This window comes from Paenibacillus sp. B01, from assembly GCF_009649995.1.
Taxonomy (GTDB): Bacteria; Bacillota; Bacilli; order Paenibacillales; family Paenibacillaceae; genus Paenibacillus_O; species Paenibacillus_O pasadenensis.
This window is the reverse complement of the sequence record NZ_CP045802.1, coordinates 4,185,274-4,201,126: the sequence shown is the minus strand read 5'-3', so window position 1 is coordinate 4,201,126 and position 15,853 is coordinate 4,185,274. Positions and strand designations below refer to the sequence as shown.

At 61.4% G+C, this 15,853-nt stretch carries 14 protein-coding genes; 13 read left to right on the top strand and 1 reads right to left on the bottom strand.

Translation table 11 applies throughout. The features are described 5' to 3' along the window. Positions 1-371: 371 nt before the first annotated feature. The 9 genes from GE073_RS18035 (at position 372) to yihA (ending at position 11,916) form a co-directional block, all read left to right on the top strand. A complete protein-coding gene (locus tag GE073_RS18035; protein ID WP_228551623.1) occupies positions 372-1,076 on the top strand; it encodes a hypothetical protein in 705 nt (234 codons plus the stop codon). 99 nt (positions 1,077-1,175) lie between these two features. Further along, positions 1,176-2,477 carry a trigger factor gene (tig, locus tag GE073_RS18030; protein ID WP_153784001.1) on the top strand — a complete coding sequence of 434 codons (1,302 nt, stop codon included), beginning with the start codon at positions 1,176-1,178 and terminating at the stop codon, positions 2,475-2,477. Positions 2,478-2,708: 231 nt separating this feature from the next. Beyond that, positions 2,709-3,305, top strand: a complete 597-nt coding sequence (gene clpP / locus GE073_RS18025; RefSeq protein WP_153784000.1) for an ATP-dependent Clp endopeptidase proteolytic subunit ClpP — start codon at positions 2,709-2,711, stop codon at positions 3,303-3,305. Positions 3,306-3,329: 24 nt separating this feature from the next. Continuing rightward, positions 3,330-4,583, top strand: coding sequence for an ATP-dependent protease ATP-binding subunit ClpX (gene clpX / locus GE073_RS18020; protein WP_101807938.1), 1,254 nt, complete (start codon positions 3,330-3,332; stop codon positions 4,581-4,583). 125 nt (positions 4,584-4,708) lie between these two features. Next, complete coding sequence (ispG, locus tag GE073_RS18015) at positions 4,709-5,818, top strand: flavodoxin-dependent (E)-4-hydroxy-3-methylbut-2-enyl-diphosphate synthase (RefSeq protein WP_028597482.1); 1,110 nt, start codon at positions 4,709-4,711, stop codon at positions 5,816-5,818. A 144-nt stretch (positions 5,819-5,962) separates the two neighbouring features. After that, positions 5,963-7,027, top strand: a complete 1,065-nt coding sequence (locus tag GE073_RS18010) for a serine hydrolase domain-containing protein (RefSeq protein WP_194843400.1) — start codon at positions 5,963-5,965, stop codon at positions 7,025-7,027. Between the two features lie 133 nt (positions 7,028-7,160). Next, a complete protein-coding gene (gene lonB, locus GE073_RS18005) occupies positions 7,161-8,861 on the top strand; it encodes an ATP-dependent protease LonB (protein ID WP_028597483.1) in 1,701 nt (566 codons plus the stop codon). 38 nt (positions 8,862-8,899) lie between these two features. Further along, a complete protein-coding gene (gene lon / locus GE073_RS18000; protein ID WP_028597484.1) occupies positions 8,900-11,299 on the top strand; it encodes an endopeptidase La in 2,400 nt (799 codons plus the stop codon). Beyond that, positions 11,296-11,916: a ribosome biogenesis GTP-binding protein YihA/YsxC gene (gene yihA, locus GE073_RS17995; RefSeq protein WP_028597485.1), complete on the top strand. Its 621-nt coding sequence runs from the start codon at positions 11,296-11,298 to the stop codon at positions 11,914-11,916. The genes lon and yihA overlap by 4 nt, the downstream gene beginning before the upstream one ends. Positions 11,917-12,058: 142 nt before the next feature. Here yihA and GE073_RS25530 read toward each other — a convergent pair whose 3' ends face one another. Continuing rightward, a complete protein-coding gene (locus GE073_RS25530; protein WP_228551621.1) occupies positions 12,059-12,277 on the bottom strand; it encodes a hypothetical protein in 219 nt (72 codons plus the stop codon). Between the two features lie 15 nt (positions 12,278-12,292). Between GE073_RS25530 and GE073_RS25525 the strand changes: the two genes are divergently transcribed. From GE073_RS25525 to ccsA, 4 genes are all read left to right on the top strand, one after another. Further along, positions 12,293-12,676 carry a non-ribosomal peptide synthetase module gene (locus tag GE073_RS25525; RefSeq protein WP_228551619.1) on the top strand — a complete coding sequence of 128 codons (384 nt, stop codon included), beginning with the start codon at positions 12,293-12,295 and terminating at the stop codon, positions 12,674-12,676. A 295-nt stretch (positions 12,677-12,971) separates the two neighbouring features. After that, a complete protein-coding gene (gene speD / locus GE073_RS17985) occupies positions 12,972-13,370 on the top strand; it encodes an adenosylmethionine decarboxylase (protein WP_028597487.1) in 399 nt (132 codons plus the stop codon). Positions 13,371-13,601: 231 nt separating this feature from the next. Then, positions 13,602-14,969: a glutamyl-tRNA reductase gene (gene hemA, locus GE073_RS17980; protein ID WP_028597488.1), complete on the top strand. Its 1,368-nt coding sequence runs from the start codon at positions 13,602-13,604 to the stop codon at positions 14,967-14,969. 60 nt (positions 14,970-15,029) lie between these two features. Beyond that, on the top strand, positions 15,030-15,848 hold the full coding sequence (gene ccsA / locus GE073_RS17975; protein ID WP_028597489.1) for a cytochrome c biogenesis protein CcsA: 819 nt from the start codon (positions 15,030-15,032) through the stop codon (positions 15,846-15,848). Positions 15,849-15,853 lie beyond the last annotated feature (5 nt).

Here is a 15,853-nt window from a genome sequence, read left to right as displayed (position 1 = left end):
TCCCGAAAGGACAGGTCCAAAAAAGCGATACTTGTAGATCATACAGGAAGATCATGCATATTGCAAGGATCGCGCCGTTTTTCCTTCTTTGCCGGCTCATGTTATAATGTAGCCAAACTTTGGTGAATAAAGGTCGTCACAGAAGATGAGGCGGTGATCCCATTACGACGATAGACGATTCAACCCGCGGCGAAAAAGACAACCTTTATCTATTCCCGAGCTCGCTCGATCATTATCAGGAACAGCTCACCCGCCTGCTCGAGTCGGAGCACTATGCAGAAGCCAAGCGGCTGCTGCAGTTCCTCCTCCAGTGCCGGGGAGAGGAGCCCCGCCATTATGAGGAATGGAGCAATCTGCTCGCATGGCTGGAGATGGCGTTCCCCGGCGGAGCCGAGGAGGAGGACGGCGAGCCGAGCGAGGACGACTTGCGGCGGACGGCGCTCAGCCCGGCCGAGCAGGACGAGTCCTACGTGCAGCAGGTGCTGTACATCATGAAGAACCATCCGATGCTCGACCAGCAGCTGCTGGCGCTGGAGCGGGCTGCCCATCTGCGCAGCTCCGAGGTGGACGAGACGATCCGCAGGTGGCTGGAGCAGGAGACGCTGCATCCGATGGTGCAGTTCAAGGCTCTCCAATGCCTCCGCCGCAGAGGGGATGCGGGCGTCGTCCGGCTGGAGCGGCTCGGCGAGACGGCGGAGCTCGAGATCGAGCGCACGCCGCTCGATCTCGACGACTATCCCGAGCCGGTGCGGCTGATCCTCGAGCGGGTCGAGGGCGTGACCGAGACGATGGACCCGACGCTGCCGCATTTCGCCCGCGAGCTATGGAAGGAATGCCTGCAATATTTGTACGGCAGCTCCGCCTACGCACGCATGCTGAGCGAGGAGGAGGCGGTCGTCGACAGCTACGCGGCGGCGCTGCATCTGACGCTGCTCCTGGCCGTGTACGGCACGGCCGAAGAAGAAAAGATCCGGCATACATACGGCATCACCGACGAGCTGCGATTCCGCTACGAGCAGGCTTGCCGCGCGATGCGGCAGATCACCGACTTGCAGGAAGGTTCTGGCGATGGCTAGCCTGTCTTGTAATCGGACGCCCAGTTGATTATAATGGAATGGTTTATTACAACGCAGATAATTGGGGCTAGCGCCTATTTTTTGGAGGGGACAGCATAAATGACAGCAACTTGGGAGAAAATAGAAACGAACGTCGTCGCAATCGACGTGGAAGTAGGCGCGGAGCAAGTGAAGGAAGCGCTCGATCAAGCGTTCAAGAAAGTCGTTGGACGCGTCAACGTGCCGGGCTTCCGCAAAGGCAAAGTGCCTCGCTCCATCTTTGAATCCCGTTTCGGCGTAGAAAGCCTGTACCAGGACGCGATCGACATCCTGCTGCCGACCGCTTATTCGGAAGCGCTGAAAGATACCGGCATCGAGCCGGTCGACCGTCCGGAAATCGACGTCGAGCAGTTCGGCAAGGGCCAGCCGTTCAAGTTCAAGGCGAAAGTCACCGTCAAGCCGGAAGTGAAGCTCGGCGAGTACAAAGGCATCGAAGTGCCTGCCGCGAGCAGCGACGTGACGGACGAGGAGCTGAGCGCCGAGCTGGAGCGTCTGCAGCAGCGCCATGCGGAGCTGGTCGTCGTGGAAGAGGGCGCGGCTGAGAACGGCGACACCGTCGTCATCGATTTCGAAGGCTTCGTCGACGGCGAAGCGTTCGAGGGCGGCCAGGCCGAGCGCTACTCCCTGGAGCTGGGCTCCAATTCCTTCATCCCGGGCTTCGAGGAGCAAGTCGTCGGCCTGGCGACAGGCGACTTCAAGGATGTGGAAGTGACGTTCCCGGAGGAGTACCATGCCGAGAACCTGGCCGGCAAGGCCGCCGTCTTCAAGGTCAAGCTGCATGAGATCAAGCGCAAGAACCTGCCCGCTCTGGACGACGAGTTCGCCAAGGACGTGAGCGAGTTCGACACGCTGGACGAGTTCAAGCAGGATCTCTCCAAGAAGCTGCAGGAGCGCAAGGAAAAAGAAAACGAGCAAGCGCGCGAGACGGCTCTCGTCGACAAGATCGCGGCAGCGGCCGAAGTGGAGATCCCGGAAGCGATGATCAACACGGAAGTGGACTACCTGCTGCGCGACTTCGAGAACCGCATCAAGCAGCAAGGCCTGAATATGGAGCTGTACTACCAGTTCTCCGGCCAGGACGAAGCGGCTCTGCGCGGACAAATGCGCTCCGACGCCGAGAAGCGCGTGCTGAACAACCTCGTGCTTGACGCCATCGCCAAGCAGGAGTCGATCGAGATCTCCGAGGAAGAAGTCGGCGAGGAGCTCGAGAACCTGTCCAAAATGTACAGCCGTCCGGCGGCCGAGCTGCGCGACATCTTCGAGCGCAACGGCAACCTGGACAACATGAAGGAAGATCTGAAGCTTCGCAAGACGATCAAGTTCCTTCTCGACAACAGCAAAATCGCGAGCGAAGTCGCCTAAGGCGGCTTGCGCTCCACTCCGCAAGGCACGTCGCTCGCACGTGCCTTCTTTTTACCCGCTGAACCCACATAAGCATCGCCCCTGCCTCGCGCAGGAATGGGGACTCCGTCCCTTACATAAGATTGGAACACGGCAGGCAGGCCAGGAGATCCGGCAAAAATGACATGGAAGCTCCAAACATGCTAGAATGAAAGTGGTTCTGAACTCCAAAGCGGAAAGTAGGTTGGTCGCATGAATCTGGTACCGATTGTAGTAGAGCAGACGAATCGCGGGGAGCGTTCTTACGATATCTATTCGCGTCTTTTGAAGGATCGCATCATCTTCCTCGGAAGCGCAATCGACGATGACGTTGCCAATTCGATCATCGCCCAGCTGCTCTTCCTCGCGGCTGACGACCCGGAGAAGGATATTCACCTGTATATCAACTCTCCCGGCGGTTCGGTGACCGCGGGCATGGGTATTTATGATACGATGCAATTCATCAAGCCGGACGTATCGACGATCTGCGTCGGCATGGCCGCGAGCATGGGCTCGCTGCTGCTGACGGCAGGCGCCAAGGGCAAGCGCTTCGCGCTTCCGAACAGCGAGGTTATGATCCATCAGCCTCTGGGCGGCGTGCGCGGCCAGGCGTCCGACATCAAGATCCATGCCGACTGGATCATCAAGACCAAGCAGAAGCTCAACCAGATCTATGTCGATCGTACGGGCCAGCCCTACGAGAAGATCGAGCGCGACACCGACCGCGACAACTTCCTCAGCGCGGACGACGCGCTTGCCTACGGGCTCATCGACAAGGTCATTGCCGTCCCGGAAGCGGGCCTTTTGTAACATCTTCCTTTAAGGGGTGATCGAGTGTTTAAATTCAACGAAGAAAAGGGCCAGCTGAAATGCTCTTTTTGCGGAAAGTCCCAGGACCAGGTCCGCAAACTGGTAGCCGGTCCCGGCGTCTATATATGCGATGAATGCATCGAGCTCTGCACGGAAATCGTGGAGGAGGAGCTTGGGCACGAGGAAGAGCTGGATCTGAAGGATATTCCGAAACCGAAGGATATCCGCGCGATCCTCGATTCCTACGTCATCGGGCAGGAAGCCGCCAAAAAATCGCTGTCCGTCGCCGTCTACAACCATTACAAGCGGATCAACTCCCAGAGCAAGCTCGAGGACGTCGAGCTGCAGAAGAGCAACATCATGCTGGTCGGCCCGACGGGCTCCGGCAAGACGCTGCTCGCGCAGACGATGGCCAAGATCCTCAACGTTCCGTTCGCGATCGCGGACGCGACCTCCCTCACGGAGGCCGGCTATGTCGGCGAGGACGTCGAGAACATCCTGCTCAAGCTGATCCAAGCGGCCGACTACGACGTGGAGAAGGCCGAGCGCGGCATCATCTACATCGACGAGATCGACAAGGTCGCCCGCAAATCCGAGAATCCGTCCATCACCCGCGACGTTTCGGGCGAAGGCGTGCAGCAGGCGCTGCTCAAAATTCTCGAGGGCACGGTCGCTTCGGTGCCTCCGCAAGGCGGCCGCAAGCATCCTCATCAGGAGTTCATCCAGATCGACACGACGAACATCCTGTTCATCTGCGGCGGAGCCTTTGACGGCCTCGAGCAGATCATCAAGCGCCGCATCGGCAAAAAGGTCATCGGCTTCAACACGGGCGACGGCACGAAGGACATGAAGGCGGGCGAATACCTGTCCCTCGTCCTGCCGGAGGATCTGCTCAAGTTCGGCCTGATCCCCGAGTTCGTCGGCCGCCTGCCGGTCATCTCGACGCTGGAGCCGCTCGATGAGGCGGCGCTCGTGCGCATCCTCGCCGAGCCGAAAAACGCGCTCGTCAAGCAGTACCAGAAGCTGCTCGAGATGGACAACGTCAAGCTCGAGTTCGAAGCCGGAGCGCTGGACGCGATCGCCAAGGAAGCGATCAAGCGCAATACCGGCGCCCGCGGCCTGCGCGCCATCATCGAAGGCATCATGCTGGAGATCATGTACGAGGCGCCGTCCCGCGAGGAGCTCAGCACCTGCGTCATTACGGAAAAGGTCGTCCAGGACCGGGTCGTTCCGGAGCTGACGGCCAAGAAAGGCAAGAAAAAAGAAGAAAGCGCCTGACCTTGTCGCGGCTCCGGCCGCGCGGATGGCGGCTGCTCTTTTCAACCCGCCATCGTTCCACCCGATTCCGGATCGCCGTCCGGGATCCGGTGGACTTTGGCCTTTCATAGGGAGAGATGCTACGTATGTATTCTCGCAAGGACACGGTGCCGGTTCGCGTCGGCGGCTTGACGATCGGCGGCAGCAATGAGGTCATCATCCAGAGCATGTGCACGACCAAGACGGCCGACGTGGAGGCGACGGTAGCCGAGATCCTCCGTCTCGAGGAAGCGGGCTGCCAGGTCGTGCGCGTCACGGTCAACAACAAGGAAGCGGCCGAGGCGATCAAGGAGATCAAGCGCCGCATCCATATCCCGCTCGTGGCGGACATCCACTTCGACTACCGCCTCGCGCTGCTCGCCATCGAGAACGGGGTGGACAAGGTCCGCATCAATCCGGGCAACATCGGCCGCCGCGAGAAGGTGGAGGCCGTCGTCGCCGCCTGCAAGGAAAAGGGCATTCCGATTCGCATCGGGGTCAACGCCGGCTCGCTGGAGAACCATCTGCTGGAGAAGTACGGCTATCCGACGCCGGAGGCGATGGTCGAAAGCGCCTTGTTCCATATCGGCATTCTCGAAGAGCTGGACTTCCATGACATCATCGTCTCGCTCAAGGCATCCGACGTGCCGATGGCGATCGCGGCTTACAGCATGGCGGCGGAGAAGATCAAGTATCCGCTGCATCTGGGCATCACCGAGGCCGGCACGCTGCACTCGGGCACGATCAAGAGCTCGGCGGGCATCGGCGCCCTGCTGGCGATGGGCATCGGCAACACGGTGCGCATCTCGCTCAGCGCCGATCCGGTCGAGGAGGTCAAGGTCGCGCGCGAGCTGCTCAAGACGTTCGGCCTGATCACGAACGCGGCGACGCTTATCAGCTGTCCAACCTGCGGACGGCTCGACATCGATCTGTTCTCGATCGCCAACGAGGTGGAGGAGTACATCTCCAAGATCAAGGTGCCGATCAAGGTTTCCGTGCTCGGCTGCGCGGTCAACGGCCCCGGCGAGGCTCGCGAGGCGGATATCGGCATCGCCGGCGCGCGCGGCGAGGGCATGCTGTTCCGCTACGGCCAGATGATCCGCAAGGTGCCGGAGGCCGAGCTGCTGTCCGAGCTCAAAAAAGAGATCGACGAGATCGTGCGCGTCTTCGAGGAGACGGGCGAGATTCCCGGCCGCAAGGAGCATCTGCCTGCCTGACGCTCCAGCGGCGAGAATGAAAGAGCCTTCGCAAGTCCTGTGGACTGCGAGGGCTTCTTTTCGCTTGTCCGGGCTTTTTTGGGGCAACGAGGCGCCGAGCGGCGCCGTATACAACCGATGACAATCGAACGGGAGGGATTTCGGATGGAACGGATTCAGGAAGCGCTTCGCCGCAAAAAGACGAGGGCTTGGCTGGAAAGGTCGCTGCACGATCCGGTCGTCGCCTGGGTGAAGGGCGGCGAGCGGGGCTATTGGAGCCGCGACGATGCGGACGAGGAAGCGCTGAAGAGCCGCCGGTACGAGATCGGTTCGATTACAAAGACGATGACCGGCTGCCTGCTCGCCTCGCTGGAGCGTGACGGGCGGCTGAGCCGAGAGGACGCGCCGGCGGTGCTGGCGCCGGAGCTGGCGGCGTCGGCCTTCGCCTCCAAGACGACGCTGGCCGAGCTCGTCTCCCATACGTCGGGGCTGCCCCGGCTGCCGGCCAACATGCGGGCGCATGTGCGCGACAAAGAGAATCCATATGCCGCTTACGGCACGGATGCGCTCGTCGAAGCGGTGCTGAAGGAGCCTTATCGGGACGGAGCCAAGCCGTCCTCTTACTCGAACTACGGCTTCGGCCTGCTCGGCTGGCTGCTCGCGCGAAGCTCAGGCGAACCGCTCGCCGAGCTGCTGCAGGCTCGGCTGTTCGAGCCGCTCGGCCTGGAGCGGACGACGCTCGATTCCGACGCGGAGGACGGCGCCTCCTTGCGGCCGGTGCATCGCAGCTCGGGCGCTCCCGCCAAGCCGTGGACGTTCGGCGAAGCGATGGCGGGAGCCGGAGCGGTCCGCTCGACGGCGCCGGATCTGCTTCGGTACGCCGAAGCCCAGCTGGCCGCGGCGTCAAGCCGCGAGACGGGGGATCCCGTCCGCGAGACGATGCGTCTCGCCCAGACGCGGCTGGCGGGATCGCCGCAAGGCGTCGGCATCGGCTATGCGTGGATCATCCGTCCGGAGCCGGACGGCAGCCATACGTTCTGGCACAACGGCGGAACGTACGGCTCCAGCAGCTTCCTCTCCTTCAATCCCGAGCATGGCGCCGCGATCGCCGTGCTCTCCAACCGCGGCGCTTCGGCCGCGAGCCAGCTCGCTCCGCTCATCGGGCTGAGGCCGATGAGCGCCGACTTGCTCGGCGCCGAGCTCGGCAAGGAGCTGTACCGCGCCGAGTGAGGCGGCCGGCCTGTCCGGAGCGATCGTCCGATGCGGTCCGCTTCTCCATTTTTCGGGACTAACTCCTGCCGGGGCAGGCAATACTATCCGGTATGGGTCTTTTATTCCGGCAAGCATGAGAGGAGCGGATAGCATGACGTTAAGTCTATTTTTGATGCTGGTGCAGGTGTTTTTCGCGGTCGTAATCGGGGTGTATTTCTGGAACATGCTGCGCAGCCAGCGCACGAACAAGTCGGCCGTCGACAAGGAGTCCCGCAAGGAGATGGACAAGCTGCGCAAGCTTCGCTCCATCTCGCTGACCAAGCCGCTCGCGGAGAAGACGCGGCCGCAGACGATGAACGACATCGTCGGCCAGCGGGACGGACTGCGCGCGATGAAGGCGGCCCTGTGCAGCGCCAATCCGCAGCATGTCATCGTCTACGGGCCTCCGGGGGTGGGCAAGACGGCGGCGGCGCGCGTCGTACTGGAGGAAGCCAAGAAAAATCCGACCTCGCCGTTCCTCGCGGAAGCGAAGTTCACGGAGATCGACGCGACGACGGCCCGCTTCGACGAGCGCGGCATCGCCGATCCGCTGATCGGCTCGGTCCACGATCCGATCTATCAGGGAGCCGGCGCGATGGGAGTGGCGGGCATTCCGCAGCCGAAGCCCGGCGCGGTGACGAAGGCGCATGGCGGCATGCTGTTCATCGACGAGATCGGGGAATTACACCCGATCCAGATGAATAAATTGTTAAAAGTGCTCGAGGACCGCAAGGTCTACCTGGAGAGCGCCTACTACCATTCCGAAGATCCGAACATCCCGATGTACATCCACGACATTTTCCAAAACGGCCTGCCGGCGGACTTCCGGCTCGTCGGAGCGACGACGCGCTCGCCGCAGGAGCTGCCGCCGGCGCTCCGCTCGCGCTGCATGGAGATCTACTTCCGGCCGCTGCTGCCGGACGAGATCGCCGAGATCGCCGACAACGCGGTCAAGAAGATCGGCTTCGCCCCTTGCCCGGAGGCGGTCGGCGTCGTCAAGCGCTATGCCACCAACGGCCGCGAGGCGGTCAACATCATCCAGCTGGCGGCGGGGCTGGCGCTGTCGGAGAAGCGCGAGACGATTGGCGCGGCCGACATCGAGTGGGTCGTCAACAGCAGCCAGATTCCGCCGCGTCCGGACCGCAAGGTGCCGGCCGCGCCGCAGATCGGCTTCGTCAACGGCCTCGCCGTCTACGGGCCCAACATGGGCACGCTGCTGGAGATCGAGGTGAGCGCCATCCCGACGGCAGCCGGCAAGGGCAGCTTCACGATTACCGGCGTCGTCGACGAGGAGGAGCTCGGAGGCGGCCAGCGGACGCTGCGCCGCAAGAGCATGGCCAAAGGCTCGGTCGAAAACGTGCTGACGATGCTGCGCCGCATCGGACTGCGTCCGCAGGACTTCGACCTGCACATCAACTTCCCGGGCGGGACGCCGATCGACGGTCCGTCCGCCGGCTCGGCGATGGCGACGGCGATCGCCTCGGCGATCCGCGGCGTGCCGGTCGACCACACGATCGCGATGACCGGCGAGGTCGGCATCCACGGCAACGTCAAGCCGGTCGGAGGCGTGCTCGCCAAGGTGGAAGCGGCCTTCCAGGCCGGCGCCCTCACGGTGTACATTCCGAAGGACAACTGGCAGGCGATCTTCGCCGATCTGAACGGCCTCAAGGTCATTCCGGTCGATCGCGTCGAGGAGATCTTCCAGGATCTGTTCCCGGACGACATCCGCCAGGGCCAGGAGGAGCTTTCCCCGATCGCGGATCTGTTCCTGACGCCTCAAGTACCCTATTTGCAGGCGGATTCGCGGGAATGATACAATAGGAAGACTATCTTAAGGTGGGAGGTGTTGGCATGGGACCTGCCAAAGGAAAAAGCCGCAGGCTGCCGCTGCTCCCTCTGCGGGGACTTCTCGTTTATCCCAGCATGGTGCTTCATCTCGACGTCGGAAGGGAAAAGTCCGTCAAGGCGCTTGATCGGGCGATGCTGGGCGATCATATGATTCTGCTCAGCTCCCAGTCGGAAGTGAACATCGAGGAGCCGACGGAGGAGGACATCTACCGCATCGGCACGATCGCCAAGGTGCGCCAGATGCTGAAGCTGCCGAACGGCACGATCCGCGTGCTCGTCGAAGGCGTCATGCGCGCCGAGATCCAGGACTACCTGCCTCAGGAGGAGTTCTACGAGGTGACGGCGCGGGAGCTGCCGGAGGAGGAGTCGACCGATCCGGAGATCGACGCCCTCATGCGCTCGGTGCTGAGCCAGTTCGAGCATTACATCACCCTGTCCAAAAAAGTGACGCCGGAGACGCATGCGGCGGTATCCGACATCGACGAGCCGGGTCGGCTCGCCGACGTCATCACGAGCCATCTGTCGCTCAAGATCAAGGATAAGCAGGAGATTCTCGAGACGGTCGACGTGAAGGCGCGGCTCGAGAAGCTGCTCGACCTGCTCGGCAACGAGCGCGAGGTGCTGGAGCTCGAGCGCAAGATCAGCCAGCGCGTCAAGAAGCAGATGGAGAAGACGCAAAAGGAATACTACCTGCGCGAGCAGATGAAGGCGATCCAGAAGGAGCTCGGCGACCGCGAGGGCCGCGCCGGCGAGGTCGAGGAGCTGCGGGCTCAGATGGACGCGGCGGAGCTGCCCGAAAAGATCAAGGAAAAGGTCGTCAAAGAGATCGACCGGCTGGAGAAGATGCCGGCGTCCTCGGCCGAGGGCGGCGTCATCCGCAATTATATCGATTGGCTGCTGTCGCTTCCATGGAGCAAGCGGACCGAGGACGACCTCGATCTGGCCAAGGCCGAGGCCGTTCTTGACGAGGACCATTACGGGCTCGACAAGCCCAAGGAGCGCGTGCTGGAATACTTGGCCGTGCAGAAGCTCGTGCAGAAGCTCAAAGGACCGATCCTCTGCCTCGTCGGCCCTCCCGGCGTCGGCAAGACGTCGCTCGCGCGCTCGATCGCGCGGTCGCTCGGCCGCGAGTTCGTCCGCATCTCGCTCGGCGGCGTGCGGGACGAGGCGGAGATCCGCGGGCATCGCCGCACGTACGTCGGCGCGATGCCGGGCCGGATCATCCAGGGCATGAAGACGGCCGGATCGATGAACCCGGTGTTCCTGCTCGACGAGATCGACAAGATGGCGTCGGACTTCCGCGGCGATCCTTCGGCGGCGCTGCTCGAAGTGCTCGATCCGGAGCAGAACGGCACGTTCAGCGACCATTTCATCGAAGCTCCGTTCGATCTGAGCTCTGTCATGTTCGTCACGACGGCCAATGCGCTGCACAATATTCCGCGGCCGCTGCTGGACCGGATGGAAGTGCTGTACATCCCCGGCTACACGGAGCTCGAGAAGGACCAGATCGCCCGCCGCTACCTGCTGCCCAAGCAGAAGCGCGAGCACGGCCTCGAGGAGGAGCAGCTGACGCTCGAGCCGGATGCGCTGCTCGCCCTCATCCGCGAGTACACGCGCGAGTCGGGCGTGCGCAACCTGGAGCAGCAGGTCGCCTCGATCTGCCGCAAGGCCGCCAAAAAGCTCGTCTCGGAGCCGGGCAGCGCGCCGATCTCCGTCGACCGGGCGCTCGTCAAGGAGTGGCTCGGACCGGCCAAATTCCGCTACGGCCTCGCCGAGGCGGAGGATCAGGTGGGCGCGGTGACGGGCCTTGCGTGGACCGAGGTCGGCGGCGACACGCTCGTCATCGAGGTGACGGTGCTGCCGGGCGCCGGCAAGCTGACGCTGACCGGCAAGCTGGGCGACGTCATGAAGGAATCCGCGCAGGCCGCGTTCAGCTTCACGCGCTCGCGGGCGGAGGAGCTGGGGCTCGATTCGCAGTTCCATGAAAAGAACGACATCCACATCCATATTCCCGAAGGGGCGATTCCAAAGGACGGTCCGTCCGCAGGCATCACGATGGCGACCGCGCTCATCTCCGCGCTCACCGGCCGCAAGGTCAGCAAGACGGTGGCGATGACCGGCGAGATCACGCTGCGCGGCCGCGTGCTGCCGATCGGCGGCCTCAAGGAAAAGTCGCTCGCCGCGCATCGCGCCGGCATCCGCAAGGTGCTGCTGCCTGCGGACAACGAGCGCGACCTCAGGGACATCCCGGACAGCGTGCGCGCCGACATGGAGTTCGTGCCCGTGGCCCATATGGACCAGGTGCTCGAGCATGCGCTGCTGCCCGAGGCCGCTCCCGTTTCCGCGCTTTCCGCGCCGGAGGCGGCAGCAAGCGAAGAGAAAGCAGGGACACCGATTCTATGAAAATCACGAACGCCGAATTCATCATCAGCGCGGTCCAGCCGCATCAATATCCTAGCGACGCCTTGCCGGAGATAGCTCTGGCAGGGCGTTCCAATGTCGGCAAATCGTCATTGATCAACAAGCTGATCCTGCGCAAGAATCTCGCCCGGACGAGCTCCCAGCCCGGCAAGACGCAGCAGCTCAACTACTACCGCATCAACGAGGCCTTATATTTCGTCGACTTCCCGGGCTACGGATACGCCAAGGTTTCCAAGACCGAGCGCGAGGCCTGGGGCAAAATGATCGAGCGCTACCTTCAGAACCGCGAGGAGCTGAAGCTCGTGCTGCTCGTCATCGATATTCGCCACGACCCGTCCAAGGACGACGTGCTCATGTTCAACTGGCTCAAGCATTTCGGCATTCCGATGTGCATCGTCTGCACCAAGGCGGACAAAATTCCGAAGAGCAAGTGGGACAAGCATAAAAAGGCCGTGCGCACGACGCTCGGCGCCACATCGAAGGATGCGCTCGTTTTGTTCTCCTCCGAAACGGGTATGGGAAGGGAAGAGCTTTGGGACGTTCTGGCGCAATCGGCCGGAATTGCGAGCGAAGAGCAGCAAGGAACAGCGAATTCCTAAGGAAATCGGGTTTTGCCTTCTCCGAATCGCGGCTGGCCGCTTCTAATTCTGAAATACGGCGGATTATCAAGCGCGGCTGGCAGGAAACGCCGCCGCCGATCACGTATAATGAAGATAAGAAACGAAATCCAGAGTCCCTTTTTCAAACCAGAGAATTGAGGAGATTTTTATGGCTCAGCGGATAGCCACCGAGTATGTTCAAGCCAAACTGCAATTGACCCGTGAAGAGATGACCCGTTTTTACCGCTTCATCAAGGACCAGCATGTGCGCATAAGCGTCATGGTGCTTGAGGGCGGCAATCAGGAGGCGGTTCTCGAAGACAGCGCAGGGAGGGAAAAAGTCCGCTTTGTATTTCAGCAAGAAGATGGCTGCTTCGTGTGCGAATGGTCCTGCCGGATCACGCAGCCTGCGCTCACGAACGTGATGCGCAAGCTCGTCGCGACCTTCAAGGGCGACGCGGTCGTCAACCGAATCTATAGCCATTATACGATGACGTACGAGTATCAGGCCGGAGCGGTGCAGCGCATCAGCGAGCAGACGGCCAAGGGCACCCGGCTCGTCTATCAGTTCAAGGACACGCTGGGCGAGCTGGAGCGCACGTTCCGGCTGAATGCCGCCGAGCAGGAGATCGACTGGCTCAAGGCTTCGGTGAACCGGCTGCTGGACAGCCGCCTGACTGCCGCGGACGATGCCGAGCGCCGCGAGATCGACCGCCTGCTGGCCGATCATTCGAGCCGCCTGTTCGCGCTGGAGGCATAGCTTCCGAGCGCGGGCCCGCATCCAGCGGCCTTTTCATTCCAGACCGTCCGGACCTCGCGTCCGGCGGTCTTTTTTCGTTCTCCGCAGCCGCCCGTTTTTTACAGAAAAAAAGGTTGCATTTGGGGGGGATAGATGGTATTTTTAATTTCGTTGAAAAAAACCCAATATAGGAACCAGGATTCACTCAGGACATGGATATGTTGCGAGAGAGAGTTATCCCTCGGGAAGTGAATGACGTAGGTCCTAGCGGATGAAATTTTTAATCATTTTATTCCTAGGAAGGGGGAGCCGGAAGATGGAATACTCAACTTTCGGAAGACATGTTGCGGTTGATGCTTGGGGAGTAGATTTCGAACTCATTAACAACGCCGAGTTTCTGCAAGCCCACATGGTAGAAGCGGCGGAGGCATGCGGCGCATCTGTGCTCTCGGTTCAAGCCAAGCAATTTGAGCCCCAAGGCGCAACGGTACTGGTGCTCTTGTCGGAGAGCCACCTCTCGATTCACACGTATCCAGAAAGAGGCTTCGCCGCGCTCGACTGCTACACCTGCGGCGAGACGGTAGATCCGCAGCTCGCGATCGACTACATGCTGGCCGTCCTGAAGCCGAAGACGACGCACGCCAAGAAGCTCGTACGCGGTATGGGAGAGCTTCAAGTCGTAGAACCGGAACTGAAAGCAACCGAACTGGTTTAAAAGACCGGAACTCTGTACAAATGACCATGGAGCTCTCCATGGTTATTTTTTTTAGGGAGAATACGGATCTGCAGCCAGGACCAAACTAGATGCCGTAAGGATAGACAGGCTTCGCGTCAACAAAACGTCAAAGTTTGCGCGAGCGGACTTGTGCTTGTATGTTATAATGATTCTAATGTACGGAATAGACTCGTCTTATAAGGCACAGACATAGAGAGGCGGTGATGTCACATGCATATTGTTGTGGTCGGCCTGAACTACCGTACCGCGCCGGTCGAAGTCCGCGAGAAGTTCGCGATCTCGGACTCCGACCTTCCTCGTGCGGTAGAGGCGCTGAAGGCGACCTCCAGCATCCTTGAATGTGTCATTGTCGCGACCTGCAACCGCACCGAGCTGTATGCCGTCGTCGATCGGCATCAGCTGTGCGCCTATCATATCCGCTCCTTCATGGAGCAGTGGTTCCATCTGCCGAGAGAATCGTTCACGAACCATCTCTATATGCATGAGGACGACCGTGCGATCCGCCATCTGATGCGCGTGACGAGCGGCCTCGACTCGATGGTCATCGGCGAGACCCAGATCCTCGGCCAGGTGCGCAGCGCGTGGCTGCTGTCCCAGCAGAAGCGGGCGACCGGCACGATCTTCAACATGCTGTTCAAGCAGGCGGTGACGATGGCCAAGGCGGCCCACTCGGAGACGTCGATCGGCGAGTCGGCCGTGTCGGTCAGCTATGCGGCCGTCGAGCTCGGCAAGCGCATCTTCGGCCAGTTCAACCGCAAGACGGTCATGATCATCGGCGCGGGCAAGATGAGCGAGCTGACGGCCAAGCACCTGTATGCCAACGGCGCGGACCGGGTGCTTGTCGTCAACCGCACGTTCGAGCGCGCGGCCGAGCTGGCCGCCAAGTTCAACGGCATTCCCTGCTCGATGGACGAGGCGGTGCGCCGTCTCCATGAGGCCGATATCGTCATCAGCTCGACCGGCTCGAGCGGCTATGTGCTGGCTCGGGACGTCGTCGTCGCCGCGATGCAGCGCCGTCGCTCCAAGCCGATGTTCATGATCGACATCGCCGTTCCGCGGGATCTGGATCCGGCCATCGCCTCGGTCGACAATGTCTTCCTGTATGATATTGACGACCTGGAGGGGATCGTGGAGATGAACCTGGAGCATCGCCGTCAAGAGGCGGAGAAGATCGAGACGATGATCGCTTCGACGATGGACGAGTTCCACCAGTGGTATCGGACGCTTGGCGTCGTGCCGCTGATCCGGTCGTTGCAGGAAAAAGCCGACGACATCCATCGCCAGACGATGGACAGCCTTGCCAAGAAGCTGCCCGATCTGGACGAGCGCGAGCTCAAGGTCATCCAGAAGCTGACCAAAAGCATGTTGAACCAGATGATGCAGGATCCGATCCATGGCATCAAGGAGCTCGCCGGGGAGCGGAAGGCGGACGACGCGATGGAGCTGTTCGCGAAGCTTTTCGACCTCAAGGATCAAGAGCCGGAGCCGGAAGGCGGAGCCAAGGGGAAAGTCCTAGCCGACAAAACGACGGCGGCCCGTTCCCAAGCCGCTTCTCCGCTTGCGATTGTCGCGCCCTGACCGATCCGCAGCCGCCGTGCGGCCTCGCCTATGCAGGAATAGGACAGGAGGGCGCCATGTATGGGTACGTACTGGTTTTACGATAGCCTGTTGTATATATACGCCCTGAGCCTTCTGTTTTACTTCTCCGACTTCGTGGATTCGAACCGGAGGGCGAAGCGGATGGGCGCAGGGCTGCTTGTGTTCGTCTGGGTGCTGATCACCGGGGTCGTGCTGTACCGGATCTGGGCGCATATGGACATGACGCTGTTTTCCCGGTTTGAATATTGGCTCGGCGTTTCCTGGCTGCTGCTGACGGCCTCGCTCGTCATCAGCCGCTTCTTCCGAATTGAATTCATCGTTTTTCTCGTCAATCTGATCGCTTTCAGCGTGCTCGCGCTCAACCTGTTCAGCGACCCGAGCGCGGAAATTCCGCTCGCCCCGTGGAAGCTCGCCCAGGAGCTGCTCATCCTGCATATCAGCCTCGTGCTCTGCGCGTTCTCGCTGCTGGCGATCTCCGCCGTATTCGCCGGAATGTACCTGTTCCTGCACGGCAGGCTCAAAACCCGGCGCTGGAGCCGCGGCGTGGCGCGGCTGCCGAGCCTGGAGCAGCTGGATCGGTTCTCGTATCGGCTCGTGCTGTTCGGCGTGCCGCTGCTGGCGCTGTCGCTTTCGGTCGCGGTCGTCTCGGTCGTCGTCGAAGGCCGCCTCGGCTATCTGCTCGACTGGAAGGTCGTGAGCTCGTTCGCCGCGCTCGGGCTGTACGCCTATGACCTGTTCCGGTGGGCGGTCAAGCGCAGGCCGGCGCTGCAGAGCGCGCGCTGGAACCTGATCTGCTTCGCGATGCTCGTCCTCAATACGCTCATCAATCCCGCATCCAACTTCCATCGCTGGTCCTGAGCCGG

Excerpts from the sequence above, each read along its gene's own strand:
- GE073_RS18035 (WP_228551623.1), top strand. The coding sequence starts at position 372 with ATGGCGTTCCCCGGCGGAGCCGAGGAGGAGGACGGCGAGCCGAGCGAG.
- tig (WP_153784001.1), top strand. The coding sequence starts at position 1,176 with ATGACAGCAACTTGGGAGAAAATAGAAACGAACGTCGTCGCAATCGAC.
- clpP (WP_153784000.1), top strand. The coding sequence starts at position 2,709 with ATGAATCTGGTACCGATTGTAGTAGAGCAGACGAATCGCGGGGAGCGT.
- ispG (WP_028597482.1), top strand. The coding sequence starts at position 4,709 with ATGTATTCTCGCAAGGACACGGTGCCGGTTCGCGTCGGCGGCTTGACG.
- GE073_RS18010 (WP_194843400.1), top strand. The coding sequence starts at position 5,963 with ATGGAACGGATTCAGGAAGCGCTTCGCCGCAAAAAGACGAGGGCTTGG.
- lonB (WP_028597483.1), top strand. The coding sequence starts at position 7,161 with ATGACGTTAAGTCTATTTTTGATGCTGGTGCAGGTGTTTTTCGCGGTC.
- lon (WP_028597484.1), top strand. The coding sequence starts at position 8,900 with ATGGGACCTGCCAAAGGAAAAAGCCGCAGGCTGCCGCTGCTCCCTCTG.
- yihA (WP_028597485.1), top strand. The coding sequence starts at position 11,296 with ATGAAAATCACGAACGCCGAATTCATCATCAGCGCGGTCCAGCCGCAT.
- speD (WP_028597487.1), top strand. The coding sequence starts at position 12,972 with ATGGAATACTCAACTTTCGGAAGACATGTTGCGGTTGATGCTTGGGGA.
- hemA (WP_028597488.1), top strand. The coding sequence starts at position 13,602 with ATGCATATTGTTGTGGTCGGCCTGAACTACCGTACCGCGCCGGTCGAA.
- ccsA (WP_028597489.1), top strand. The coding sequence starts at position 15,030 with ATGGGTACGTACTGGTTTTACGATAGCCTGTTGTATATATACGCCCTG.